The organism is Streptomyces sp. NPDC048479 (assembly GCF_040651435.1).
Lineage (GTDB): Bacteria > Actinomycetota > Actinomycetes > Streptomycetales > Streptomycetaceae > Streptomyces.
The window spans coordinates 1-24,976 of the sequence record NZ_JBEZKA010000036.1 but is presented as its reverse complement, the minus strand read 5'-3'; the positions used below and the strand labels follow the sequence as shown (position 1 = coordinate 24,976).

The 24,976-nt window shown below is 70.1% G+C and carries 20 protein-coding genes and 1 pseudogene; 12 read left to right on the top strand and 9 right to left on the bottom strand.

The annotated features are described in order from the left end of the window. Nucleotides 1–75: 75 nt before the first annotated feature. On the top strand, nucleotides 76–2,295 hold the full coding sequence (locus AB0D12_RS35425; protein ID WP_362692442.1) for an NADP-dependent isocitrate dehydrogenase: 2,220 nt from the start codon (nucleotides 76–78) through the stop codon (nucleotides 2,293–2,295). Between the two features lie 292 nt (nucleotides 2,296–2,587). On the opposite strand, the gene AB0D12_RS35420 is transcribed toward AB0D12_RS35425, so the two are convergent. After that, nucleotides 2,588–2,884 carry a hypothetical protein gene (locus AB0D12_RS35420; RefSeq protein ID WP_362692439.1) on the bottom strand — a complete coding sequence of 99 codons (297 nt, stop codon included), beginning with the start codon at nucleotides 2,882–2,884 and terminating at the stop codon, nucleotides 2,588–2,590. Between the two features lie 126 nt (nucleotides 2,885–3,010). Then, nucleotides 3,011–3,628 (bottom strand): TetR/AcrR family transcriptional regulator, encoded by a 618-nt coding sequence (locus tag AB0D12_RS35415; RefSeq protein WP_362692436.1) that lies wholly within the window; start codon nucleotides 3,626–3,628, stop codon nucleotides 3,011–3,013. A gap of 175 nt (nucleotides 3,629–3,803) precedes the next feature. Here AB0D12_RS35415 and AB0D12_RS35410 point away from each other — a divergent pair, with 175 nt between their 5' ends. From AB0D12_RS35410 to AB0D12_RS35395, 4 genes are all read left to right on the top strand, one after another. Next, a complete protein-coding gene (locus tag AB0D12_RS35410) occupies nucleotides 3,804–5,138 on the top strand; it encodes an MFS transporter (RefSeq protein ID WP_362692433.1) in 1,335 nt (444 codons plus the stop codon). Then, nucleotides 5,138–6,310 carry a thiolase family protein gene (locus AB0D12_RS35405; protein ID WP_362692430.1) on the top strand — a complete coding sequence of 391 codons (1,173 nt, stop codon included), beginning with the start codon at nucleotides 5,138–5,140 and terminating at the stop codon, nucleotides 6,308–6,310. The genes AB0D12_RS35410 and AB0D12_RS35405 overlap by 1 nt, the downstream gene beginning before the upstream one ends. Continuing rightward, nucleotides 6,310–8,268 carry an AMP-binding protein gene (locus tag AB0D12_RS35400; protein ID WP_362692427.1) on the top strand — a complete coding sequence of 653 codons (1,959 nt, stop codon included), beginning with the start codon at nucleotides 6,310–6,312 and terminating at the stop codon, nucleotides 8,266–8,268. The genes AB0D12_RS35405 and AB0D12_RS35400 overlap by 1 nt, the downstream gene beginning before the upstream one ends. Before the next feature lie 64 nt (nucleotides 8,269–8,332). Continuing rightward, nucleotides 8,333–9,190: an MBL fold metallo-hydrolase gene (locus AB0D12_RS35395; RefSeq protein WP_362692424.1), complete on the top strand. Its 858-nt coding sequence runs from the start codon at nucleotides 8,333–8,335 to the stop codon at nucleotides 9,188–9,190. Here the strand turns inward: AB0D12_RS35395 and AB0D12_RS35390 are convergent. The 7 genes from AB0D12_RS35390 to AB0D12_RS35360 are packed head-to-tail and all read right to left on the bottom strand — an operon-like array spanning nucleotide 9,150 to nucleotide 18,362. After that, nucleotides 9,150–9,959: an alpha/beta fold hydrolase gene (locus tag AB0D12_RS35390; RefSeq protein WP_362692421.1), complete on the bottom strand. Its 810-nt coding sequence runs from the start codon at nucleotides 9,957–9,959 to the stop codon at nucleotides 9,150–9,152. The two genes, AB0D12_RS35395 and AB0D12_RS35390, sit on opposite strands and share 41 nt — an antisense overlap. Next, nucleotides 9,956–10,195: an acyl carrier protein gene (locus tag AB0D12_RS35385; RefSeq protein WP_362692417.1), complete on the bottom strand. Its 240-nt coding sequence runs from the start codon at nucleotides 10,193–10,195 to the stop codon at nucleotides 9,956–9,958. The genes AB0D12_RS35390 and AB0D12_RS35385 overlap by 4 nt, the downstream gene beginning before the upstream one ends. Further along, entirely contained in the window at nucleotides 10,192–12,171 is a 1,980-nt protein-coding gene (locus AB0D12_RS35380; protein ID WP_362692414.1) for an HAD-IIIC family phosphatase, read from the bottom strand. Before AB0D12_RS35380 ends, AB0D12_RS35385 begins: the two co-directional genes overlap by 4 nt. Then, complete coding sequence (locus AB0D12_RS35375; RefSeq protein WP_362692411.1) at nucleotides 12,168–13,190, bottom strand: 3-oxoacyl-ACP synthase III family protein; 1,023 nt, start codon at nucleotides 13,188–13,190, stop codon at nucleotides 12,168–12,170. Before AB0D12_RS35375 ends, AB0D12_RS35380 begins: the two co-directional genes overlap by 4 nt. Next, nucleotides 13,187–16,216, bottom strand: coding sequence for a beta-ketoacyl synthase N-terminal-like domain-containing protein (locus AB0D12_RS35370; RefSeq protein WP_362692408.1), 3,030 nt, complete (start codon nucleotides 16,214–16,216; stop codon nucleotides 13,187–13,189). Before AB0D12_RS35370 ends, AB0D12_RS35375 begins: the two co-directional genes overlap by 4 nt. Then, the gene (locus tag AB0D12_RS35365) at nucleotides 16,213–16,530 is read right to left on the bottom strand and encodes an acyl carrier protein (protein WP_362692405.1); all 318 of its coding nucleotides are present in this window, start codon (nucleotides 16,528–16,530) and stop codon (nucleotides 16,213–16,215) included. The genes AB0D12_RS35370 and AB0D12_RS35365 overlap by 4 nt, the downstream gene beginning before the upstream one ends. A 32-nt stretch (nucleotides 16,531–16,562) precedes the next feature. Further along, nucleotides 16,563–18,362 carry a fatty acyl-AMP ligase gene (locus AB0D12_RS35360; protein ID WP_362692402.1) on the bottom strand — a complete coding sequence of 600 codons (1,800 nt, stop codon included), beginning with the start codon at nucleotides 18,360–18,362 and terminating at the stop codon, nucleotides 16,563–16,565. Between the two features lie 282 nt (nucleotides 18,363–18,644). Between AB0D12_RS35360 and AB0D12_RS35355 the strand changes: the two genes are divergently transcribed. The 7 genes and pseudogenes from AB0D12_RS35355 to AB0D12_RS35325 all read left to right on the top strand — a co-directional run. Further along, nucleotides 18,645–19,385, top strand: coding sequence for a 4'-phosphopantetheinyl transferase superfamily protein (locus tag AB0D12_RS35355; RefSeq protein WP_362692399.1), 741 nt, complete (start codon nucleotides 18,645–18,647; stop codon nucleotides 19,383–19,385). Between the two features lie 128 nt (nucleotides 19,386–19,513). Then, nucleotides 19,514–21,112, top strand: coding sequence for an MFS transporter (locus tag AB0D12_RS35350; protein WP_362692396.1), 1,599 nt, complete (start codon nucleotides 19,514–19,516; stop codon nucleotides 21,110–21,112). After that, on the top strand, nucleotides 21,113–21,811 hold the full coding sequence (locus AB0D12_RS35345; RefSeq protein ID WP_362692392.1) for a TetR/AcrR family transcriptional regulator: 699 nt from the start codon (nucleotides 21,113–21,115) through the stop codon (nucleotides 21,809–21,811). It begins immediately after the preceding gene. A gap of 112 nt (nucleotides 21,812–21,923) precedes the next feature. Continuing rightward, nucleotides 21,924–23,141 carry an alpha/beta fold hydrolase gene (locus AB0D12_RS35340; RefSeq protein WP_362692389.1) on the top strand — a complete coding sequence of 406 codons (1,218 nt, stop codon included), beginning with the start codon at nucleotides 21,924–21,926 and terminating at the stop codon, nucleotides 23,139–23,141. Nucleotides 23,142–23,405: 264 nt separating this feature from the next. Next, complete coding sequence (locus tag AB0D12_RS35335; protein WP_362692386.1) at nucleotides 23,406–24,233, top strand: AfsR/SARP family transcriptional regulator; 828 nt, start codon at nucleotides 23,406–23,408, stop codon at nucleotides 24,231–24,233. Between the two features lie 207 nt (nucleotides 24,234–24,440). Next, nucleotides 24,441–24,875, top strand: coding sequence for a helix-turn-helix transcriptional regulator (locus AB0D12_RS35330; RefSeq protein ID WP_362692383.1), 435 nt, complete (start codon nucleotides 24,441–24,443; stop codon nucleotides 24,873–24,875). 20 nt (nucleotides 24,876–24,895) lie between these two features. Continuing rightward, a pseudogene (locus tag AB0D12_RS35325) lies at nucleotides 24,896–24,976 on the top strand (VOC family protein); the annotation flags it as partial.

Here is a 24,976-nt window from a genome sequence, read left to right as displayed (position 1 = left end):
GGCCCTGTCGAGAGGGGTGCGGTCACGAGATATCTTGATGTCGAGCAATGTTGCAGACGTGGAGCGGAGCACCCGGTGACTGACTCGACCATCATCTATACGCACACTGACGAGGCCCCGGCCCTGGCGACCCATTCGTTCTTGCCTGTGGTCCAGGCCTACGCCTCGACGGCCGGGGTCACTGTGGAGACGCGTGACATCTCGCTCGCGGGGCGCGTTATCGCCAGCTTCCCCGAGCGCCTGGAAGAGGGCCAGCGGGTCGACGACGCCCTCGCCGAGCTCGGCGAGCTGGCCAAGACGCCCGGCGCGAACATCATCAAGCTGCCGAACATCTCGGCTTCGATCCCGCAGCTGAAGGCGGCGATCGCTGAGCTGCAGCAGCAGGGCTACGCGCTGCCGGATTACCCGGACGACCCGAAGTCCGACGAGGACCGTGACGTCCGCGCGCGTTACGACAAGGTCAAGGGCAGTGCCGTCAACCCGGTGCTGCGTGAGGGCAACTCCGACCGCCGCGCTCCGGCGTCGGTGAAGAACTACGCCAAGGCGCACCCGCACACGATGGGTGCATGGGTCTCCGACTCGAAGACGAACGTCGCGCACATGGACGCCGACGACTTCCGCTCCACCGAGAAGTCCGCGGTCATCGCCGAGGACGGCTCACTGCGCATCGAGCTGGCGGGGGACGACGGCAGCACCACCGTCCTGCGCGAGTCGGTGCCCGTGCTGGCGGGCGAGGTCGTGGACGCGTCGGTGATGCGGGTGGCGGCGCTGCGTGAGTTCTTCACCGCGCAGGTCGCGCGTGCCAAGGCCGAGGGCGTCCTGTTCTCGGTGCACCTGAAGGCCACGATGATGAAGGTCTCCGACCCGATCATCTTCGGTCACGTAGTACGGGCCTTCTTCCCGAAGACGTTCGCCGAGCACGGCGCGGCGCTCGCCGCGGCCGGACTGAGCCCGAACGACGGGCTCGGTGGCATCCTCAAGGGCCTGGAGTCGCTGCCCGAGGGCGCGGCGATCAAGGCGTCCTTCGATGCCGAGCTCGCTGAGGGCCCGGCCCTGGCGATGGTCGACTCCGACCGGGGCATCACCAATCTGCACGTACCGAGCGATGTCATCGTCGACGCCTCCATGCCGGCCATGATCCGCACCTCCGGTCACATGTGGGGCCCGGACGGCCAGGAGGCCGACACCCTCGCGGTTCTCCCCGACAGCAGCTACGCCGGCATCTACCAGGTCGTCATCGACGACTGCCGCGCGAACGGCGCCTTCGACCCGTCGACGATGGGCTCGGTGCCCAACGTCGGCCTCATGGCGCAGAAGGCCGAGGAATACGGCAGCCACGACAAGACCTTCGAGATCCCCGCCACGGGAACGGTGCGGGTCGTCGACGGTGGTGGCAACGTCGTGCTCGAGCAGGCCGTGGGCGCCGGCGACATCTTCCGCATGTGCCAGACCAAGGACCTGCCGATCCAGGACTGGGTCAAGCTCGCCGTCACCCGCGCCGGCGCGACCGGCGACCCGGCGGTGTTCTGGCTCGACGAGGGCCGCGCGCACGACGCGGTCCTCATTGAGAAGGTCAAGACCTATCTCGCCGAGCACGACACCGACGGGCTGCGGATCGAGATCTTGTCGCCGGTCGACGCGACCGCGTTCTCCCTGGAGCGCATCCGTCGCGGCGAGGACACGATCTCGGTCACCGGCAACGTGCTGCGCGACTACCTGACCGACCTGTTCCCGATCCTTGAGCTCGGCACGAGCGCGAAGATGCTCTCCGTCGTCCCGCTCATGAACGGTGGCGGACTGTTCGAGACCGGCGCCGGCGGCTCCGCGCCCAAGCACGTTCAGCAGCTCGTCAAGGAGAACTATTTGCGCTGGGACAGCCTGGGCGAGTTCCTCGCGCTCGCGGTCAGCTTCGAGCACCTCGCGCAGACGACGGGCAACGCGCGCGCTCAGGTGCTCGCCGACACGCTCGACCGTGCCACCGGCGCCTTCCTCAACGAGAACAAGTCGCCCAGCCGTCGGCTTGGTGGCATCGACAACCGCGGGAGCCACTTCTACCTGGCGCTCTACTGGGCGCAGGAGCTGGCGAAGCAGACCGACGACGCCCAGCTCGCGGAGGCGTTCGCCGCCCTCGCCAAGACGCTGAGCGAGCAGGAGCAGACCATCGTCGACGAGCTGATCGCGGTGCAGGGTTCGCCGGCCGACATCGGTGGCTACTACCAGCCCGACTCGTCCAAGGCCTCGGCGGTCATGCGTCCGTCGGCGACCTTCAACCAGGCCCTCGCGACCCTCGGCTGACGCGATGGCTGCGGACGGGTGAGGGTGCCCGGGTCTTGCCACTGCCCATGCGGTGACCGTTGTGCTGAAGCCCGACAAGAGCCTTCGCCGCGGAGGCACCCGTCCTCCGTCCGCACCCGTTCCGCCCCGGCCGGCTTCTGTCCGGCCGGGGCGGTCCCGTCGTCCGCATCGCGCCTTCGGCTTCCTCATCCGTGGGCCGCGCTCAAGGAACTCGCGCTGCCGGTCACCAGAACACCCACGGTCGGCCGCCGAGTTGCTGATGCCTACGACCACCCAGGTCGCGGACAGGGGATCACTGCACCGAGGTCTGGGGCGGCAGACACGGAACGGTGGCAGCGTCACCGTCCCGCACGGCTTGCACCACGGCGTCATGGAGTGTGCGGCTGTCGCTCTCGGAAGGGCAGGACGTTGGACTGCCCGACATCGTGAACCAGTCCGATGCCCCGCTGTACTGCACAGCGACCCGTGCTTCACCATCCGCCCAGGTGGTATGCACGGTGAGGTCCCCGGTCACCACGCCGACCTCGTCCGTGAGCACCCCTCCGCGCCCTGAGAACACTCCGGTGGTCGTCCACGATGCCCAGCTCATCCTCCCAGCGTCACACTGCCGCCTCGCATGCGCGACTCGTTGCCGCGCTGGCTGCGAGGGCGTGACGGCCCGGCAGCCGACCAATTCCGGCAGCTTCCGCAGCTGCGGAGCTTCCGTTGGGCGCGGTCAGCGGCCGGCGGTGATGGCCGCCACGACGGCCTTGACGAGGCGTGCGACGTAGCCGTCGTCCGTCGGCCCGCCGACGGCAAGCATGCGGAAGTACAGCGGGGCGCCGAAGAGGTCGATGGCGAGGCTCGTGTCGATGTCGGGCGGCAGTTCGCCACGCTCCGTCGCCCGGCGCAGGAGCGTCGCGACGGCTGCGCGACGGGGCTCGAGGACCGCCTGATGAAGGGCCTCGTGCAAGGGACTGTTGCGAGCCGACTCGGCCAGCAGATCAGGGATGATCCGGCCCACCAGCGGATGCCGCAGCGCTTCCATGGTCTCTCTGATGAACCTCTCGACATCGACACCCAGCGACCCCGAGTCCGTCGTGGTGGGGATGTGTTCGGCGGCCATCTCGGACACAAGGTCCACCACCATCGCCTCTTTGGAAGGCCAGCGGCGGTAGAGCGCGGCCTTGCCGACGCCCGCGCGGCGGGTCACGGCCTCCATGGACATACGGGCGTACCCGGTCTCCGCCAGCTCCTCGAACACGGCCCGTCGGATCGTCTCGGTCACGGACTCCCGGAGGAGAGCGGCGCCGGTGGCAGGGCGGAGGAGTTCGCTGGCAGGGCTTGTGTCCATGATCGGAGATTAGCACGGAACGGAACGGTTGCGTTCCGTCAATTCCCGCTGTACGTTCCGCGCAGTGTTCCGGAACGGTTCCGTTCCGTTCCGTTCCGCTGGGAGGGGTTCTGATGAAGTTCCTTTTCGACGACAAGGCGTTCTCCGACTGGCTGGACGAGCGACTGGCCGTGTGATGGGACTCGAAGCCGAAGTGCACCCCGGCAGCACGGCCGACGGCACCCGCCGACGCGCCCGCACCGTCCTCGTCGTGCTGGCGCTCTTCATCGTGATCAACGCCGCGGACAAGGCCGTACTCGGCCTCACCGCGGACCCGATCAGGGACGATCTCGGTCTCACTGCAACCGAGTTCGGCACCGTCGCCAGCAGCTTCTACCTGCTGTTCAGTGTCTCGGCCGTCGCGGTCGGCTTCCTTGGCGACCGGATCCGTGCCCGGCCGCTGCTCGCCGCGCTCGCGCTGGTCTGGGCCGCGGCGCAGCTCCCGATCCTGCTGCCCGCGGCGGGCTTCGGCACCCTCGTCGCCACCCGTGTGGTGCTCGGCGCGGGCGAGGGGCCGGGGTATCCGCTGGCCAACTACACAGCGTTCACCTGGTTTCCGGGCAAGGGGCGGTCGCTGCCCTCCGCCGTGGTCGTCGCCGGGGGCGCGGGCGGCACCATTGTGGCCGCCCCCCTTGTCATCCTGGTCAGCAACACCCTCGGGTGGCGCGCCTCCTTCGGTCTGCTGGGCGGGATCGGGATCCTCTGGGTGATCGCCTGGCTGCGGCTCGGCGGAAGCGGACCGTACGCCGCACGGGTGGACGCCACCGCCCCGGTCGGGGATGCCTTGTCCGTTGCTGTACCGGGCGCGCCCGCGGGCGAGGCGCCCTTCCGGCGCATCGTCGCCACTGGCACCTGGCTCGGGGCCACGTTCTCCGCCTTCACGGTGATGTGGACCCTGGCCCTCGGATTCGCCTGGCTGCCGCTGTTCCTGGAGGAACAGGCGGGATTCAGCGACGCGGAGATCAGCGGGATCCTCGGGCTGCCCGCACTGTCGATGGCCGTCCTTGTCCTCACAGCCGGAATCGCCGCCCAGCGGCTGCTGCGCAGGGGCACCACCGCCCGGGTCGCCCAGGGTCTGCTCGGCGCACTGCTGCCACTGCTCGCCGGGGCCTGCCTGCTGCTGACCACCCGCGTGGGGCCCGGCGCTCTCCTGCTGCCGCTGGTGGTGGCCTTCTCCGCCGGCAACGGGCAGACACCGCTGACCAACTCGGCTATCGCGGATATTTCCCCGCCCGGACGGCGCAGCGCCGCCCTGGGTCTGTCGTACGCGCTCGCCGCCCTCTCCAGTCTGCTCGCGCCGTACGTCACCGGCCGGATCATCGATGCGGCGCCGAGTGAAGCGCTGGGGTATGGCCGGGCCTTCGATGTCGCGGCCTGGCTGCTGATCGCCGGCGGTGTGATCTCGATGCTCCTGGTACGGCCCGACCGGGACGCCCTGTTGCTGGGTACCCAGCGAAGGAGTGACATCTGATGCTGTCCGACATCGCCGTTGTCCAGGGGGCCCGTACGCCGGTGGGGCGGTACCGGGGCGCGCTGCGTTCGGTCCCCGCGCACCGGCTCGGTGCCGTGGTGATCCAGGAAGCGATCGTGCGCGCCGGCGTCGAGCTGTACGCCGTCGACGAAGTGGTCCTGGGTTGTGTGGGACAGGTGGGGCCGGACGCGTTCAACGCCCGGCGCGCGGCACTCGCCGCCGGACTGCCGGTCCACGTCCGCGCGTACAACGTCAACCGGCTGTGCGGGTCCGGCATCCAGGCCGTCTGGTCCGCCGCGCAGACTCTCGCCCTCGGCGAGGCCGAGATCATGGTGGCCGGTGGCAACGAGTCGATGACCCGCCAGCCGTTGCTCGACTACAGCGAGCGGGCCCCCGACGAACTCTTCGGGCAGCACCGGATCGACGGCACCGTCTCGCTGGTCACCGACCCGTTCGCGCACGCTCCGATGGGTATGACGGGCGAGCGCGTGGCGGGACTGTTCTCCATCTCCCGGGAGCGCCAGGACCGTTGGGCCGTTGAGAGCCAGCGCCGCGCCGCCGTGGCCCTTGCGGACGGGCGGTTCGCCGGCCAGATCGTGCCCGTGATCACTCCGGACTGCGCTGTCGAGCAGGACGAACACCCGCGCCCCGGCACCACCCTGCAGAAACTCGAGGCGCTCGCTCCCGCGTTCACCGATGACGGCACGGTCACTGCGGGGAACTCGGCGGGGCTCAACGACGGTGCCGCCGCCGTGGTGCTGATGCGCGGTGCCGATCTCCCTCACGGAACCGCCCCCTTGTGCTGGCTGCGCGACACGGTCGTCACTGCGCTCGAACCGGAGATCATGGGATTCGCGCCCGCCGAGGCCATCAGGAAACTGCTGCAGCGCACCGGCCTCCTCCTCGACGACGTCCAGGTGATCGAGCTCAACGAGGCCTTCGCCGCCCAGGTCCTTGCCGTGATGGACGACCTCAAGCTCGAGCCCGACCGGGTCAATCCGAACGGCGGGGCGATCGCGCTCGGACACCCCATCGGCGCCACGGGCACGATCCTGCTGCTCAAGGCCGCGCACGAACTGCGCCGCACCGGCGGGCGGTTCGCCGTGATCGCCATGTGCATCGGAGGTGGCCAGGGCATCGCCGCGCTGATCGAGAATCCGGGGAGTGCCTGATGGGCGAGTATGTCTGGTTCCCGGGCCGCGAGTTGACCGAGCACAGCAATGTTGCCGCGTTCTGCCGCGCCCACCGCATCGACGGATACCGTGAGCTGCACGGCCGTTCCGTCACCGATCCGGAGTGGTACTGGTCTCACGCCGCTCGTGACATCGGCATCGTCTGGCACGAACCGCCGCTGCGCACCTGCGACGACCGCGGTGGTATCGCCGCCACCCGCTGGTTCCCGGGCGGCCGCACGAATCTCGTCGACTCCTGCCTCGAACGCCATGTGCGGGAGGGCCGCGGTGATGCCGTCGCGTTGCGCTGGGAGCGCGAGGACGGGTCCGGCGGCCGGCTCGGCTACGGCGAGGTGGCGCAGTTGAGCGCCCGGGTCGCCACCGGGCTGCGCGGCCTCGGGGTGGGGGTGGGGGACCGGGTGGCGGCATTTCTGCCACCCGGTCCCGAGGCCTTCGTGCTGCTCTTCGCCTGCGCCCGCATCGGAGCCGTACTGGTGCCGATGTTCTCCGGCTTCGGCTCCGAGGCGCTCGCCGTGCGGCTGGCCGACGCCGAGGCACAGGTGCTCGTCACTGCTGCTGCCACGACCCGGCGCGGCACTCGGCACGACATGGAGTCGGTCGCCCGTGCAGCGGCGGAGAAGGTGCCCGCGGTACTTCATCTCGTGGTCGTCACCGAGGAGTTGACGCGCGGGTCGACGGACGACACGTCATCGGCCCGTCCGGCGGCCACGAGCTGGGACCGGCTGGTCGCGGCGGAGCCCGCCGCGACCGTCTCGCTCCCCGGCAGCGCCCCCTTCCTCCTCATGCACACCTCCGGCACCACCGGACTGCCCAAGGGCGCGGTCCACACCCACGGCGGCTTTCCGTTGCAGGTCGGCTCGGAAGTCCGCTACAACCTCGACGTCCGCCCGGACGACGTGGCCTTCTGGGTCACCGACCCCGGCTGGATCATGTTTCCGCTTGTCGCCGTCGGCTGCACCCTCGCGGGTGCCTGCGTCCTGGCGTACGAAGGCGCGATCGACCATCCGGACCCTGCCCGGCTGTGGCGGCTGCTGGACGACCACCAAGTCACGGTCTTCGGGAGCTCGCCCAGCCTGTCGCGGACGCTGATGACGCGAGACCCCGCCCCGGCTGCCCCGCCCGCCCCCACCCGGCTGAGGATTCTGGGCTCCACCGGGGAACCCTGGACCGAGGATGCCTGGCAGTGGTATTTCGCGGAATTCGGCGGCCGGCGCTGCCCCGTGATCAATATCAGCGGAGGTACGGAGGTCGGTGGGTCGCTCCTGGGCTCCTCGCCCACCGTGCCGCAGTCGCCCTGCAGCTTCGCCGGCCCCTGCCTGGGCATCGATGCCGCCGTCGTCGACGCCGACGGCGCCGAGGTCGCGGCGGGAGAACTGGGCGAGCTGGTGGTCCGGCGATCCTGGCCGGGGATGACCCGCGGACTGTGGCGGGCGCCGGAGCGCTTCGCCCATACGTATTTCAGCCGGCTGCCGGGCCGCTGGTCCCACGGCGACCTCGCCTCCCGCGTCGGCGAGGAGTGGTTCCTGCACGGCCGGCTGGACGACGTCATCAAGGTGGCAGGCAAGCGGCTCGGGCCGGCCGAGGTCGAAGAGGCCGTCCTCGGGGACCCGGCAGTGGCCGAGGCCGCAGCCGTCGGGGTGCCGCACCGCATCAAGGGGGAAGTCCTCTGGTGCTTCGTGGTCCCTTCGCGCGGCCCGCTTGCCGCGGCGGACGCAGACCGGATCCGTGAGCGCGTGGCCGACGCGCTCGGGCACGCCTTCCGGCCCGGCCGAGTGATTGCACTTCCCGCCCTGCCCAGGACCCGCACCGGAAAGGTGATGCGGCGCCTGATCCGCGACTGTGTCACCGGCGATCCGCCCGGCGACCTTTCCACCCTCGTGAATCCCCGGAGCCTCGAAGCACTGCGCTCCGTCGTCCCCGACGCGCCGGACCACTGACACGGACCACTGACCCGACCACAGCCCGCAGACCACCGACAGCAGCCAGCGACAAGGGAGTTCCATGCCGACGATCGACATTCTCCTGCCGGGCTTCGCCATCGACACCGACCAGGGCTATCCCGCCTTCTGCGGAGTCTTCCTGGTCCGCGGAACCGACGCCGCGGGGCGGAACCGGAACATCCTCGTCGACGCCGCGCACGTCGGACGGCGCCCCCACCTGTGGGACGCGCTCGCCGCCCGCGGGCTCACAGCGGCGGACATCGACACCGTGGTGCTCACGCACGCCCACTGGGACCACGTACAGAACATCGATCTGTTCCCACAGGCGACCCTGCTGATCCACACCGACGAGCGGCGGTACGCCCACACACCGCACACCAACGACTGGGCCACCCCCGCGTGGACCGGACTGCTGCTCGAACAACTACCCGTCCGCGAGGTCGCGGACGGGGAGGACATCATTCCCGGTGTCACCGCCGTCGGGCTGCCGGGGCATTCGCCCGGCAGCATCGGGGTGCTGGTGGACACCGATGCCGGGCGGAGCGCGATCACCGGCGACGCACTGCACTTCGCCTACGTTGCCCAGACGCGCCGCAACCCCCTCGTCTTCTGGGACGCCGAGCTGGCATCACGCAGCATCGAACGGGTCATCGATCTGGCGGATGTCATCTACCCCGGCCACGACCGCCCCTTCCGCCTCACCGCCGACAATGAGATCGACTACCTCGAGCCGTTCGCGCTGACGGTGACGGGGCTGCGGCCCGACGCCGACGGGCTCGTCTTCGCGGACGGTTCGGCACGCCCGCTGTGGGTCATGCCCGGCATCCGCGACCAGCGCCCGAGGTACGAGAAGAACGCCGAGGAGATAACACGCCGAATTACACAGGTTCCCCGTGTCGTCCGCCCGGATCCGCGATGAGCTCGGTCAGCGAGCGGTTGAGTACGTCGAAGAACGGTCCGGGCTCCTCGCGCGGGAAGAAGTGGCCGCCCGGCACAGTGGACATCCGGAAGCGCTGGGCGTACCGCTCCCACAACCACACGGCGCCCGGGTCCACGAGCCGGTCGTCCTCACCCGCGAAGGCATGGATGTCGAGCGGCAGCCGCGCCTCCTCGTCGTCCGGATCAGGCAGCCCCGCCCGCCGGTGACTGGCACAGATCCGCAAGTCGTCCCGGATGATGGGCAGCAGGGCCCGCAGCCAGTCGTCCCGGCCGAGGAACTGTGGGCTGAGCCCTCCGATGTCCACCAGGAAACGGGCGAGTTCCACGTCCGCGTACCGGTCGGCCGGCGGCAGCGGCGGAGTGAGGTGCGGGGCACCGTAGGCGCCGACGAACAGCATCAGCGGCGCCCGGCCGCCGCCCCGCATCCGGGCTGCCGCCAGCGCGAAGGCCACCAGGGCGCCCATGCTGTGCCCGTAGACGGCGTACGGCCGGTCCAGCCAGGGGGCGAGTTCGCGCTCGAGGGCCTCGGCCAGCGTCCCGGCATCGCGGAAGCGGGGCTCGCGGAAGCGTGACTCGCGCCCGGGCAACTGCACCGGCAGGACGTCGATTTCGGGCGCCACCCGAGCAGGCCACGGGGCAAAGAACGAGGCCCCGCCACCCGCGTGGTGGAAGCAGAACAGCCGCAGCCGGGCGTTCTCCCGGGGCGCCCGGACCAGGCAGGCCGTCGGCGTCGAGACCGTGGTCGTCATGCGCGGACCACCACGTCGTACATCTCCCGGAAGGTGATGGCCTCCAACAGCCCGGCCACCGGGACAGGCCGGCCCGTGAGGCTCTCCACGACGGTGACCAGGCGCAGCAGGTGCACCGAGTCCCATTCGGGGACGTCGTCCAGGGGGCGGTCGAGGTCCTCGGGCGTGACGTGCAGGCCGAGCTCCTCCTCCAGGAGGGTGCAGAACGCCGCGGTGTCCGCGATGGCGGTGGTCATGTCCGGTCTCCCTCGAAGGTGGTGTGCAGGCGCAGATGGGCGGGTGCGGGGGCGATGTCGCGCAGGTCGTGGTGGAAGAAGGCGACGTCGGGGTCGTACGGGTCCGGCCCGGCGGGGGTGAAGCCGTGGTCGGTGTAGAAGGAGGAGAAGGCGGCGTTCCTGGACGTGGGCAGATAGCGGCCCGTCGTGGCGCGGGCGCCGGTGGCGCGGGCATGATCGAGCACCGCACTCAGGCATCCGCTCTCGATGCCCCGGGAGAAGACCCTGCAACTCAGCACGAAGTTGTCGATGCGCAGCTGCTCCGCGTCGCGGCGCAGGAACACCGCACCGACGAGCCCGTGGTCGCCGAACCGGTCGCGTGCGGACACCACGAGCGCGCTGTGGCCCGGGAGTCCGGCCCACTGAAGCACCTGCGGAACCTGCATGCGCGCGGTTGCGAGGTGGAACTGGTTGGTGCGCAGGGTGAGTTGGGAAACCCGCGGTGCCTCCGACGGGTCTGCCGGCCGCACGGTGACCTCGATTCCGAGCCCGTCCAGGTAGTCCTGGTAGGAGCCGATGTCCTCGCGGAACTCCTGTCGCCGGGCCTCCGTACGATAGCGGCCCGTCCGTTCGCGGTCCTCCTCGGTGAGCTGGGGCAGGTCGAACCAGCCGTCGGCGAGCAGCGCGGACGGATGCAGGGCCGGCTCCTGGTCGACGTGGACCACGGCGACCTCGGGCAACTGCTCTCTGACCAGACCGCACTCGAAGAGGGTGTCGTCGACGAAGACGAAGCTGTCAAGGCCAAGCCCCAGCCGCTCGGAGATGTCCCGCAGGTTGTCGTGCTTGGCCGACCAGTTGGCGTTGACACAGACGAAGTCGTCCTCGCGCAGCAGCATCGAAGGATGGTCGCGCAGCACCTCGCGCACCGCGCCCGCGTCGTTCTTGCTGCTCACGGCGAGCAGCACGCCCTGCGAGCCGAGCTGGGCGAGCACCCGCTGGAACTCCAGGAAGGCCTCCCCGCGGAACCCCGCGCCGAGCTCGATGCCGTCCGGGCCCTCCTCACCGAGCACTCCGCCCCACAGTGTGCCGTCCAGGTCCAGCACCAGGCATTTACGAGTCCTGCCCAGGCGGCCCAGGACGAGGTGGCCGACCTCCCTCGCGTAGCCGGAGAGCAGCCCCTCGGCCAGCCTGGCCTTGGCGTACAGGCCGGTGCGTGGCTCGTACGCGGGCGTGCCCAGGCTCACCAACGGGTCGAGGTCGACGACGACCACCCCGGGATGTTCCTGGGCGAGGGCGAGCAGCCCGCTGTTGAACTCGCGCCACACGGCGCCCAGCCGGGCCCGGGAGCGCAGATCGACCAGTTGGTGGGCGTGGTGGTGCAGCAGCGGCACGGTGTTGAGCACCAAGAGCCCCCGGCCGCAGTCCTGGTGGGTGTTCACTGCCTTGCCGAGGAGAGCGAGTCTGTCCCGGGCCGCAGCCTCGACGTCCTCGACCCGCCAGGGCATGGGCACCTGCTCGAAGACCGTATGCGGGTCGAGGAGGCACAGGGTGAGCAGGGGCTGCCGGGCGCCGTCGCCGGACCGCGCGGGCCCCAGCAGGTCCTGCAGATACGAGCCGTAGGGGGAGACCACCGGGTCGAGCAGCAGCCCGTGCCGGGCGAGTTGAGCGGTGAGCGGGCCGACGAGCGGTGCGACCGTGGACTGGCCGGTGACGGCGACGGTGACCACCGGCAGGTCCGGGTGGAGCCGTGCGACCGCCTCGCGGTCGAGACGGGCCAGCAGCTGGCCCGCCGCAGGCAGATCGCTCTCCGGCAAGCGGGTGAGCAGGGCACGGACCGAACCGTACTCGGCCTCCAGCCGGCCTGCGGCGTACGCGCTGCGCAGAGTGCGCAGCGCCCCGGGATCCCGCCAGGTGCCGCTGTCGCCCGCGGCGGTGAACGCGGTGCGGGGCGTGGTGTGGGCCGTGGTGTCTGCCGCGGTGCGTTCCGTGGTGGTCATGTGCGCTCCAGGGCGACGCCGGACTTGATCCACTTGCTGGACTCGACAGCGACCGCGACGGCGCGCCCGGGACCCTGCCACTGCTCGGTCAGCTCGGCGAGCTGGAGGAACGGCAGGGCGTTGCCGTTGTTGCCGACGGTGCGTACGACGTTGATGCGCCGGGCGTCCGGGGCGGGCATCTCCGCGGAGATACGGTCGCTCATCCGGCCGGAGAGCTGGGGCGGGAGCAGGTAGTCCACCTGCTCGGCCGCCCAGCCCAGGTCGTCGAGGAGTTCCCAGAACATCTGCGATGCCAGGCCGGGCACAGCCGCTTCGATGGCCTTGTAGTCCTCGGAGATCACCGTCCGGTCGCTGTGCCGGTCTCCGAGGCCGAACCAGTCGATGACCTGACCCGGCTTCTTGCCGAGGCCCACCAGCCGGTTGAGCACCTGGCGGATCTCGATGCCGTGGCCGAGGGGCTCTGCACTGAGCACAGCGGCACCTGCTCCGTCGCCGAAGAGCACATAGTTGACGAGTTCGGCGGAGGTACGGGAGCCGGGGTCGAAGTCCGTCTCCAGGTGTTTGGCGCACACATCGCCGCCGATCACCAGCACGGTCGCGCAGCGCCCGGCGAGCAGCAGGGTGCGGGCCACGTCGAGTGCCTGAACGGCCCCGGCGCAGCCGGACTGGAGCTGGTAGGTGGGAACGTTGTCGATACCGAGACGGTCCGCCACGAGGTTCACGGTGGCGGGCATCAGCTGGTCCGGGGTGGCCGTGCCCATGACGATGCAGTCGACGTCCCCCGGTTCCAGGCCCGCTTCCGTCAGGGCCCGGTCCCCGGCGGTCGCCGCGATGTCGGCGAGGGTGTGCCGGATGTGACCGGTCGCCAGGTCGACGGCGAAGTACCTGCTGGTGTTGCCGATGAACATCTCGGCCCACCGCTCGTCGACGCCGACGAGCTTTGCCAGTGTCGCGTTGTCCACCGGTTCGCCCGGCAGACAGGTGCCGACCGAGACCAGGTGCGCGGTGGGGACGGTCATGAGTGCCTTCCTTCCGGTACGGACGGTGTCAGCAGACGGTCGTGCAGATAGCGGGTGAGGTCGCCCACGGTCTCCAGACTCGCGAGCAGCTCCTCGATCGGGAGACTGCCGAGCCGGGGCAGCTCGTTCTCGATACGGGTCTTGAGCTCCATCACCTGGATCGAGTCGAAGCCGAGGTCTTCGTGCAGGCGTGAACGGCCGTGAACCTGGGGCGGTTCGTGCCCGCCGACCTGGCAGATCAGACGGTGCGTCACCTCGGAGACGAGGTGCGGGGGTTCACCGGCACGGGTCGGCGGGCACGATTCTCCACGGTCCGCCGTCGGCGGTGCCGCGGCTGCCGCGTCCGTGGCGAGGGAAGTGGACACGGGCAGTTCTGGTGCGTCGGCGGAGCGCCAGGCGCGGAAGGTGTCGTCGAAGAGATACGGCGGCAGCCGGCGCGGCACCCGGTCCGCCTCCTGGTACAGCGCGTCCCAGTCGGGGGTGAGCCCGGCGCACCACAGTTCCCCGAGCAGCTGGTACAGCCGGTGCCCCGGCGCGCGGTGCCCGGGGTGGGCGGCGTGGCAGCTCACCGGGTGGCCGGTGTCCGGCTTGAGGCGCGCGAGCAGCGGAGTGAGGGCGGCGCGCGGGCCGATCTCCACGATGTGGGTGGCTCCGGCGGCGAACAACCCGGTCGCGGCCTCGGCGAACCGTACCGGCGCGGTGATCTGTTCCGTCCAGTAGTCCGCGTCCAGGGTCTCGTCATCGGCCGTGCGGCGCCCGTACACGGTGGAGAAGTACGGCACTGTGGGCCGGCGCACCGGCACGTCTGCCGCACGGCGGAACTCCGCCACGACGGGCCGCATCAGCGGCGAGTGGAAGGCGTGTGAGACGGCCAGCGGACGCGAGGCAATACCCCGGTCGACCAACGCGGCACGCAGCGCGTCCAGTTCGGCCACATCGCCGGCGACCACCGTGCTGTCCGGGCCGTTGAGCGCGGCAACACACAGCCGCGTATCCTCGCCCAGCAGCGCCTCTACGCCGGTCGCGCCCAGCGGCACCGAGAGCATGCCGCCCCCGTCGGGGAGTGCCTCCATCAGGGTGCCCCGGCGCGCGACCAGCCTGGCGGCGTCCCCGGGATCGAGCGCGCCGGCCGTGCACGCGGCGGCGAACTCGCCGACGCTGTGTCCGATGACGAACGATGGTCTGATCCCGGCCTCGACGAGGGTGCCGGCCATCGCGTACTCCACCGCGAACAGCGCGGGCTGGGCCAGGCCCGTACGGTCGATGCCCGGGTCGCCGTCGAGTACGGCGTCCCGTACCGACAGCCCGAGGTGGCCGGCGAGTATCTTGTCGATCTCGTCCAACAGCCGCGCGTAGACGGGGGACTCGGTGTACCAGGAGGCGGCCATACGGGGGTGCTGCGCGCCCTGACCGGTGAAGGCGAACGCCACCGCGGGTACCGTCCGCCGCGCGCCGCCGGCCGGCCCGCCGCCCGCGGAGTGTTCCGCCGCGTCGCGCAGCCCCGCCACCAGTTCGGTCAGGCCCGCGGCGGCGACGGCCACCCGGTGCGGCAGCCGGGACTTGACCCGGTTGCTGGTCCAGCACAGTTGCGCCAGCCGGTCCTCTGGCAGGCGGGCCAGGGCCTCCGCCTGGGCCAGCAGGTTGGGGCGCAGTTGCCGTGCGGAACGGGCGGACACGGTGAACACTCCCGGCGCCCTGTCGCCGGACCGGTGTACCGCTCGAGGCGCGGAGGACAGCACCGCGTGCGCGTTGGTGCCGCCGATGCCGAAGCTGCTGACGGCGGCGTGCACGGTGCCGGACGGAAGCCGCAGCGGGGACTTGAGCAGTGAGAGCCGCCGCTCGGCCAGCTGGAGTCCGGGGTTCTCGTCGTCGGCGAAGCGGCTGGGGGGCACGGTCCGGTGATGCAGAGCGAGCGCGGTCTTGACGATCCCGGCGATGCCGGCCGCTCCCTCGGCATGCCCGAAGTTGCTCTTGACCGAACCCAGCGCGATGCTCCCGACGCGGCGGTCACCGGCAAAGTGACCGAGTGCCTGCGCCTCCATCATGTCGCCGAGCAGGGTGCCGGTGCCGTGCGCCTCGACGAAGCGGATGTCGTCCGCGGTGACCCCGGCCGACTGCCAGACGTCCTCGATGAGTTGCTGCTGGGCCCAGCGATTGGGGGCGGTGATCCCATTGCTGCGCCCGTCCTGGTTGACCCCGCTCCCACTCAGCACGGCGTACACCGGCTGGCGGTCGGCCAGGGCGTCGCTGAGCCGGCGCAGCACCAGCACCGCGATGCCCTCGGCCCGTCCGATTCCGTCGGCCGATGCGCTGAAGGGCTTGCATCGTCCGTCGGGCGCCGAGAGGCCGGCCTGGGCGTAGAAGATGTTGATGACGGGCGTCATGATCAGGTTGGTGCCCGCTGCCAGGGCGTAGTCGCAGTCGCCGGCGCGCAGTGCGCCTGCCGCGAGATGGACGGCGACGAGCGACGAGGAGCAGGCCGTGTCCACCGCCAGGCTGGGGCCCTTGAGGTCGAGGTGGTACGAGACCCGGTTGGCGCCCATGAAGTAGCCGTTGCCGGAACCGTAGCGGGCGGTGATCCTGTCGTAGTCCGACAGTTGCAGATACGCCCATTCGTTGGCCATGACTCCGACGAACACTCCGGTTCCGGTGCCGGCCAGGTCCTCGGGGGCGACCGCCGCGTCCTCGATGGCGCGCCAGGAGCACTGCAGCAGCAGCCGTTGCTGCGGGTCCATGGCGGCCGCCTCGCGTGGTGAGATCCCGAAGAACTGTGGGTCGAAGGCGTCCGGATCGTCGATGAAGCCACCGCGTACGGTGTTGCTGCGGCCGGGCGGCCGGGCCTCGGACGTACTGGCGGGACTGGTCGGGGGCGCCATGTGGTAGCGGTCGGCGTCCCAGCGCTGCTCCGGGACGCGGCGGGTACCGTCCCGGCCCCCCATCAGGAGCTCCCAGAACTCCTTCGGGTCGCGGGCACCCGGAAAGCGGCAGTCGAGGCCGACGACCGCGACCGCTTCGCGGTCGGTCATGACGCCTCTCCGCCGCTACCGTCCGCGAGGCGCTCGGCGAGATGCGTACTGATCGCGCGGACCGTGGGGAAGTCGTAGGCGATCGTCGGGGAGACCGGCAGCCGATACCGCTCCTCGATCTCGCCGCAGATGCCGATCGCCGCGACCGAGTCGATGCCGTAGTCGGCGAGCGGCGTGGTCGGGTCGATCTCATCGGCGGACCGGTGCAGATGGAACGCAACGCGGTCGGTGAGCCACTGCTCGAGGTCCGGAGCGGTCAGGCCGGACAACGCGATGTCCAGATTCTCGGGGCGGGTTTCGGGGGCGATGTGCATGGCGTACCTCTCCCTTGGGGGTCCGGGTGGTCTCAGCGACCGCGGGCGGCCAGCGGGGCGGACTCCGGGTTGTTGTCGGCGCCGCCGTCGATCAGGGCCACGACCGGTCGTTCCAGGCGTTGGTGCAGAACGGGCAGGGCACCGTCGAGGAAGAGCTGCCGCATGAGGGTGCGCTGTGTCTTGCCGCTGGTGGTCTTGCGGATCACACCGGGTCGCACCAGCACCACGCTCGCGGCGGGCAGCTGGAACTCGCGGCTCACCAACTCCCGTACCGACGCGGCGAGTCCCGGCAGGTCCGGCTCGTCGTAGGTGCGCGGACGGATCTCCTGCACCACCACCACATGGGCGCGCTCGGCCTCTTCGTCCAAGACGGTGAACACGGCGCCGCCGCCACGGCGGAAGGCGGGCCCCGAGTCCTGCACGGCATGCTCGATGTCCTGCGGGTAGAGGTTGCGGCCGTGGTGGATGAGCATCTCCTTGATCCGCCCGGTGACGTACAACTCCCCGCCGAGCAGGGCGCCGAGGTCGCCGGTGCGGAAGTACCCCGAGCGACCGTCCGCGGTCGACGCCTGGAAGGACTCGGCGGTCTCCTGGGGGCGGTTCCAGTAGCCGGCGGCCACCGAGGGGCCGTGCAGCCAGATCTCGCCGACCCGGCCGTCCGGCAGTACCTCGAGGGTCATCGGGTCCACGAGGAGGACCTCGGTGTCCTTCGGGCGGCCGCAGCCGACCAGGGTTCTGGTCGCCCGGCCGGGTTGTGCGGGCTGCAGCTCGTCCTGCTCCAGACCTTGGGCGTCCACGCTCAGTTCGATGTGCGGCCCGGCGGTGTCGCCGCCGGAGACCAGCAGTGTGTTCTCTGCCAGCCCGTAGCAGGGGAGCATGGCCTGGGGGCGCAGTCTGTTGGGGGCGAAGCGGGCACTGAAGGCGCGGATGGTGCCGGCGCGCACCGGCTCGGCCCCGTTGAGTGCCACGCGCAGGGTGGACAGGTCGAGCCCGGCTGACTGTTCCTCGGTGACCCGGCGGGTGCACAGCTCGTAGCCGAAGTTGGGTGAGGCGGTGCCCTCGACCCGGTAGTCGTGAATCATGCGCAGCCAGCGGTGCGGCTGCTTGATGAACGAGATGGGTGACATCTGGACGCTCGTGCCGCCCATCCACAGGGGGTGCAGGGTCATCCCGATGAGGCCCATGTCGTGGTAGAGCGGCAGCCAGCTGCCGGTGACGACGCCCTTTCTGGTGTCCATGGCCCGCTGGATGGCCTCCTGGTTGGCAGCCAGATTGGCGTGCGTGACCATGACTCCTTTGGGCTCGCTGGTGGAGCCCGAGCTGTACTGCAGGAAGGCCACGTCCTGGTCCCGTACGTGCGGCGAGAGCCAGACGTCGGGCTCTGCGGCGTCGTCGCCGCCGGCCGCGAGGCACACCACATCGCGTTCCTCGGAGGTGGCCAGCCAGGCGGCGAGGGCCTGCCGGTGCTCGGGAAGCGTCAGTACCGCGCCCGCCGAGGAGTCCCGCAGGATGCCCCGCACCCGGGCGAGCCGCTCACCCGGCTCGTCGGGGAGCGGTGCGGGGATGGCCGTGCGCCCGGCATAGAAGCAGCCGAGGAACGCGGTGACGAAGTCCAGTGTGGGCGGGTAGAGCAGCAGTACCGGGCGTGAGTCGTCGCCCTGGGAAGCTTCGCGCAGCCGGGTGGCCACCAGGCGGGCCCGGCGGTCCAGTTCCCTGTACGTGAGCCGCTCGGGCCGCATCTTCCCGCCGTCTTCGTGCAGGTACACGAACGCGGCCCGCTCGGGGTGTTGTTCCACGCCGGCGCGTACGGCGTCCGTCAAGGTCCTGCGCATCTCTTCCCCTGTCGCTCGCCGGCGGTTGCTCCGCCGGTACGGGATACGGGCCGGGCGGCACCAAGTGCCACCCAGGTTCCTCCATCGTTGGGGGGCGGTGAAAAGGAGTCGTAAAGGCGCGCTTGATGCGCACGTCGCAGGTCCGGCGTTTCCAGGACTGCGTCGCCCGGAGGCGCTAGAACAATGGGTACGCGCTTGTGAACGCCGCGTGTTGGCACGCGGTGCCGTCCGGGCGTGAGCCGCCGAGGCGGAGACCGTGGGGAACGACAGGAGGACGCGGCTGTGGTGGAACCAGGTGCGGCGTCCTTCTCGGTCGGCCCTCTCCTCCCCGGTTCAGGGCCCTGGGGTGCCGTCAGCGCGAACGTGCGGCGCGAGGGGTACGTGGTGTGTCACGGACGGCTGGCCGACTGGGCGTCCGCCCCGTGCACACCGGCGCGCGAACTGCTCGGCGCGGACTGGCCGAGGTACCAGGCGACGCGTGAACCCACGTTACGGGCACGGCTGTTCGGGTCCCGCTTACTGCTGCGTCAGGCGGTCGCTGCTGCGGGTGGCGTCGATCCTGCGGGTGTGGTGCTGGGGCGGGGCGCACGCGGGCGCCCCGGCGTGATCGAGCCGGCGGGCTTCGACGGGGGCATCAGCCACACCGCCGGTCTCCTGGTGGTCGGTGTCTCAGGCACGTTCCGGATCGGCGTGGACGTGGAGGCGCAGGACCGGTTGCTGCTCACGCCGGGGCTCCCGGAGAAGGTCTGCCACCCGGAGGAGCTCGCCGCGCTGCGGCTGCTCCCGTACGCCGAGCGCAATCGCATGCTCGTACGGCTGTGGACGCTCAAAGAGGCGTATGCGAAGGCCCTGGGCATCGGGTTGGGGCTGGACTTCTCGCGTGTGCATTTTCAGCCGCGCCGGGTCGGCCGGGACACAACGCTCTGGCGCTCTCGTGCAGCACCGGACTGGCACTTCCAAAGCGGCGTCGTCGCACGGCACTTCGTTGTCGCATGTGCGGTCGGACCGGGGGCCGGTCTTTGATGGCCAGATACGAGTCAACGTTGTTTCGATACGGCATTGACTCGATGGAGAGCCGGGCCTAGCGTCGAACTGCACGGCATTCAGACGGCAGTTCACGCAGCACCCTCTTCTTGCGAGGAGCGGAAACCGTGACAACACAGCCCCGACTCCGTACCGCCGACCAGGTCCCCGCCCCTGACGCCCGCCGCTGGTGGGTCCTGGGCGTCCTGCTCGTCAGCCTCCTGCTCGTGGTCCTCGACACATCAATACTGAGCGTGGCGCTGAAGACGCTGGCTCAGCCCGAACCCGTCGGCCTGGGCGCCTCGCAGAGCGAGCTGCAGTGGTCGGTCGACTCCTACACGCTCGTCTTCGCCGCGCTGCTCTTCACCACCGGTGTGCTCGCCGACCGCTGGGGCCGCAAGCGCACGCTGGTGGCCGGGCTCGTCGTCTTCGGCGCCTGCTCGTTGTGGTCCGCCTACGCGGGCAGCGCCGACGAGCTGATCGTCGCCCGGGCCGGACTCGGTGCAGGCGGCGCGCTGGCGATGCCCGCGACGCTGGCGATCATCATGAACGTCTTCCCACCCGCGGAGCACGCCAAGGCCGTTGGCATCTGGGCCGGCGCGGCCGGCCTCGCCGTCGCCATCGGGCCCATCGCCGGCGGCGCACTCCTCGAACACTTCTGGTGGGGCTCGGTCTTCCTGATCAACATCCCGATCGTCGCGGTGGGAACCGTCGCCGCCCTCGTCGTCGTACCCGAGTCCAGGGACCCGGGACGCGGCGGCTTCGACCCGGCCGGCGTCGCCCTGTCCGTCGTCGGCCTGACCCTGCTGGTGTACGGCGTCATCAAGGGCGGTGAATCGGACGACTGGGCGCAGGCCCAGGTGTGGGGGCCCATGTTCGGCGGGCTCGCCGTGCTGGCTGTCTTCGTCGCCTGGGAGCGGCGAACCCGGCGTCCCGCACTGGACATCGCCCTCTTCCGCATCCCGCGTTTCTCGGCGGCCGTATCCGTCATCGGCCTTGTGTTCTTCGCACTGCTCGGTGCGACCTTCTTCCTCGTCTTCTATCTGCAGAGTGTGCGCGGATGGACACCGCTTGAGGCCGGGTACTGCCTGCTGCCCCTGGCCGTGGCCCAGTTGGCGTTCTCCCCGCCGGCCAGTCTCGCGGCCGAGCGGATCGGGATCCGCCCGGTGTGCGTCACCGGCATGCTGCTGACCACGCTCGCGTTTCTCACCGTCGCCACCATCGACGAGCACACCGAGCTGTGGCTGCTCGAATCCGTCTTCTTCGTCCTGGGCGTCGGTATCGCGTGCGTGATGCCACCCGCCACGACCGCCGTCATGTCCGCCCTGCCGCGGGAGAGGGCGGGCACCGGCTCGGCCGTCAACACCACGTTCCGCCAGGTCGGCGGCGCTCTCGGGGTCGCCGTGCTGGGCTCGGTGCTGTCCACTGTCTACCGCTCCGAGATGGCCGACCGGCTGGCGGACCTGCCCGGCGCAGTCCGCGACAAGGCCGAGGAGTCCGTCGAAAGCACGCTGACCGTCGCCGATTCGCTCGGCCCGCGCGGGTCCGGGCTTGCGGCCGGGGCCGTCGACTCGTTCGTGTCCGCCATGCATGTCACCGCTCTGGTCGCCGCTGGAGCCACCCTTCTGGGCGCCCTTGTCAGCCTGCTGTTTCTGCCTCCCCGTAGGAGTGCGGACCGCCCGAACATCCAGGAAGCGGTAAGAACCGACCACACCACGGAGGTCTGAATGGAGGCACACGTTCAGCCGGAGGCCGGGGGCGACATGTCCGACGGCCTCCGGCCCGCATCCGCGTCGGGGGACCGGCGCGGGCCGAATGCCGCTCCGGTGCGCACCGCCCGGGGCGGCCGCCGGCGCGATCCCGCCGCGGACCGGGCGATCCTGAAGAGCACACTCGGCCTGCTCGGCGAAGGGTGCAGCTTCAGCGCGCTGTCCATGGACCTGGTGGCGCAGCGGGCCTCGGTCGCCCGCGCCACCATCTACCGCCGCTGGCGCAACAAGGAGGAATTGGTACTCGCCGCCCTGAGCAGCCTGGACCTTCCCATCCCCCCGCTGGACGGACTCTCGGTGCGGGACCAGCTGGTGAGCCTGGTCGACCAGATCCGGAACCGGGGTCAGGACACCAACCTGCACCGTCTGCTCGCCGGACTGCTCGGCGAGGCGGTGCGCCGCCCGCAGCTGGTGGAGCGGTTCGAGAACTCGGTCGTCGCCGCGCGGCGGGACGCTATGCGCCGGGCGTTGCGCGAAGGCATGGACAGCGGAGAACTGCGTCCCGGCCTGGACGTGGACCAGGCCATCGAGCTGCTCACCGGACCGATGCTCTCCCGGCTGATCCTCCGGCAGCGGCCGGTGGAGTCCGCCGCGTTCGCCGAGTCGATCGTCGACACCTTCCTCAACGGGACGAGGACTCACCCGGAATCCCGGTAGGCACTCCGCCGCCGACCCGAAGGACCAGCGCCACCCCGTACGCACAGATCGGTCACCCCACGCGCCCGATCCAGGGCTTTGGAGCACCACATTCGACCCAGGAGCCGCAGCCATGAAATTCCTCTTCGACGACCCGGCCTTCGATTACGAGGCATTGCGCGCCGCCGGTTACGCCGACCTCGGCGGTGCACAGCTCGGCGAGGTCATCGCCGTCGCCTCGCGCATCCAGGAGGGCGACACCGACGCCTGGCGGCGCGAGTGGACCGCCATGGCCGAGCGCGTACACCGGCTGGGCACGGCGGCACTCGGTGAGAGGCGGACCGTCGACGCCCGTGCCGCACTGCTGCGTGCGCACAACTACTACCGGACGGCCGAGTTCTTCCTGCGCGACGACCCCGCCCACGACCCCGAGGCCGGCCGGCTGATGCGCCTCTCCAAGGACACGTTCGCTCAGGCCGCCGAACTGATGGAACGCCCACCGCAGTTCGTCCGTATCCCGTACGAGAACGGATCACTGCCGGGCCACTTCTACCGCGCCGACGACTCCGCCGGGCCACGGCCCACCATCATTCACCACGGCGGGATCGACTCCACACTCGAGGAGGGCTACTTCTTCGTCGCGGCGGCCGCCCTGGCGCGCGGCTACCACTGTCTCTGCTTCGAAGGGCCGGGACAGGGGTCGGTGCTGCGCGAACAAGGCCTCACCTTCAAGCCCGACTGGGAGAACGTGGTCGCCCCGGCAGTGGACTTCGCGCTGGCTCAGCCGGGGGTGGACGCCGAGCGTCTGGCGCTGATCGGCACCAGCCTCGGTGGACTGCTGGCCGTACGCGCCGCGGCGTTCGAGCACCGGCTGGCAGGCTGCGTGGCCCACGACGCGGTCTGGCAGCTCGGTGATGTCGTGGCGCTGCCCCCGTTCGTACTGGAGTGGGTCGAGCAGGGCTGCGACGACTTCGCCAATCCCGTGATGTACGGGATCGCCATCCAGCAGACGTTCACCCGCTGGCTGCTGCGCCAGGCACTGTGGACGTTCGGCGCCGAAACGCCCGCCGAACTGCTGCGCTGTATGCCCGCATTCAACCTCTCGGAGGTCGTGGGACAAGTGCGCTGTCCCGTGCTGGTGCTCGACGCCGAGGAGGACATGTTCTTCTCCGGTCTTGAACACGCGAAGAAGGTGCACACGGGGCTGAACAGCGCCAAGACACTGCATGTTTTCACTGCGGACGAGGGCGGGGGCGCCCACTGCCACTCCGGAGCCATGAGCCTCTACCACGACCGGCTGTTCTCCTGGCTGGCCGAGACGCTGGCACCCGACCAGGTACCAGCCACCTGATCCGACACACATGCAAGGACGAGGGACGAGAGGCGGCCGGCGCAGGGGGATTCCCCGAGCCGGCCGCCTCTGCCGCTCCATCGTGCCGCTTCAACAATTGAATTCCAGCTGTTCAATGGCTGGAAATAGACATTCGGGTCTCATCTCAGCTGTTATCTTCCTTTTAATGACCACGTAACGACGGCCGCGCTAGGGTGTTTATCGGCAAGCGTGTACTCCAGGCGACATCAGGGAGTAGACGGGGGATTCCGAACTATCGAATGCGTGGCACGCATTCAGGGGGTTTACGTGTCCCTGCACTCTGCGCAAAACGGCCAGCCGCTGCGCTATGAGGTGCTCGGTCGGCTGAGGGTGACCCGTGGCGATGTCGACCTGACGCCGGCGCCACCGAAGATCGCCAAACTGCTGGCCCTCCTGACCGTCCGGGCGGGGGAGACCGTACCGGGGGACAAGCTGGTCGCGGAGTTGTGGGAGCAGCAGCCGCCGCGCTCCGCGACCGCGAGCCTGCGCGTCTATGTGTCGCAATTACGGAAACTCCTCAGCGAACCCGGAAGGATCTCGCCGATTATTACGGTGTCGCCCGGTTACATTCTCAATGTCAGTACGGCGCAGCTCGACGTCCGACTGTTCGACGAACTCTACGAAATCGGCAGATCCCATTGCTTCGCGGCTGACCATCTGGCCGCATCGGAGTATCTCGGACAGGCCCTCGCCGTGTGGCGGGGGCCTGTCCTGGACGGTATTGCAGGATCTCTGGAGATCAACTCGTTTGCCGCCGTCGAGGAGGAAAAACGGCTCAATTGCATCGAGTTGAATATCGAATCCGCCCTGGCTCTCGGCCGCCACTACGCCGTGATCGAGGAGCTCAAGGGCCTGGTGGTCCAGCATCCGCTGCGGGAGCCCTTCTACCGGCAGCTGATGGTGGCTCTCTACCGGGTGGGCAGGCAGGGCGATGCGCTGGGCGTGTACCGCAGGGTCCGGCAGATCATCAGGGAAGAACTGGGGATCGAGCCGGGCCCGCCGCTGCGCCTGGCACAGGAGGCCATCCTGCGGGCCGACCCCGCTGCGGGTATGACGCCTTCCCTTCGCTGACGGCGCGGTGTTGTGCATGCGATCCCCGGTGAGCGGATCGTGACCTGCTCACCGGGGACCACTGGGTCAACGCGGCGAAGGCCGAATACCTCAGGGCCTGAGCAGGTCGAGGACGTGAGCGGAGCAGACCGGCCAGAGCGGACGCGGAGTGGGGTGGGACGCCGGCGGCGCTGGGCAACTCCGGCGCGACGTGACACGATCGAGCAGGTGACCAGCAGACCCGCCGCGGCGCAGCACCTGCGCGACCTCGCGCGGCTGCGCCGTGTCCGTGACCGGATCGACCGGGAGTACGCGCAGCCGCTGAACGTCGAGGCGCTTGCCCGCGGAGTGAACATGTCCGCCGGGCACCTCAGCCGCCAGTTCCGGCTGGCCTACGGCGAGTCGCCGTACGCGTACCTGATGACGCGTCGCATCGAGCGCGCGACGGCGCTGCTGCGTCGTGGCGATCTCAGCGTCACCGACGTCTGCTTCGCGGTCGGCTGCTCATCGCTGGGCACCTTCAGCACGCGCTTCACCGAGCTGGTCGGCATGTCGCCCAGCGCCTACAGACGCCGCGAAACGGGCGCTGCGGCGGGGATGCCGCCGTGTGTGGCAAAACAGGTGACAAGACCGATCAGGAATCGAGAAGCGCCGGTCACATAGTCGCAGCTAGCGTGACTGCCATGGACATCACCATTCACACGAGCTTCCTCCCGCATGACGACCCGGACGCGTCCCTGGCTTTCTACCGCGACACCCTCGGC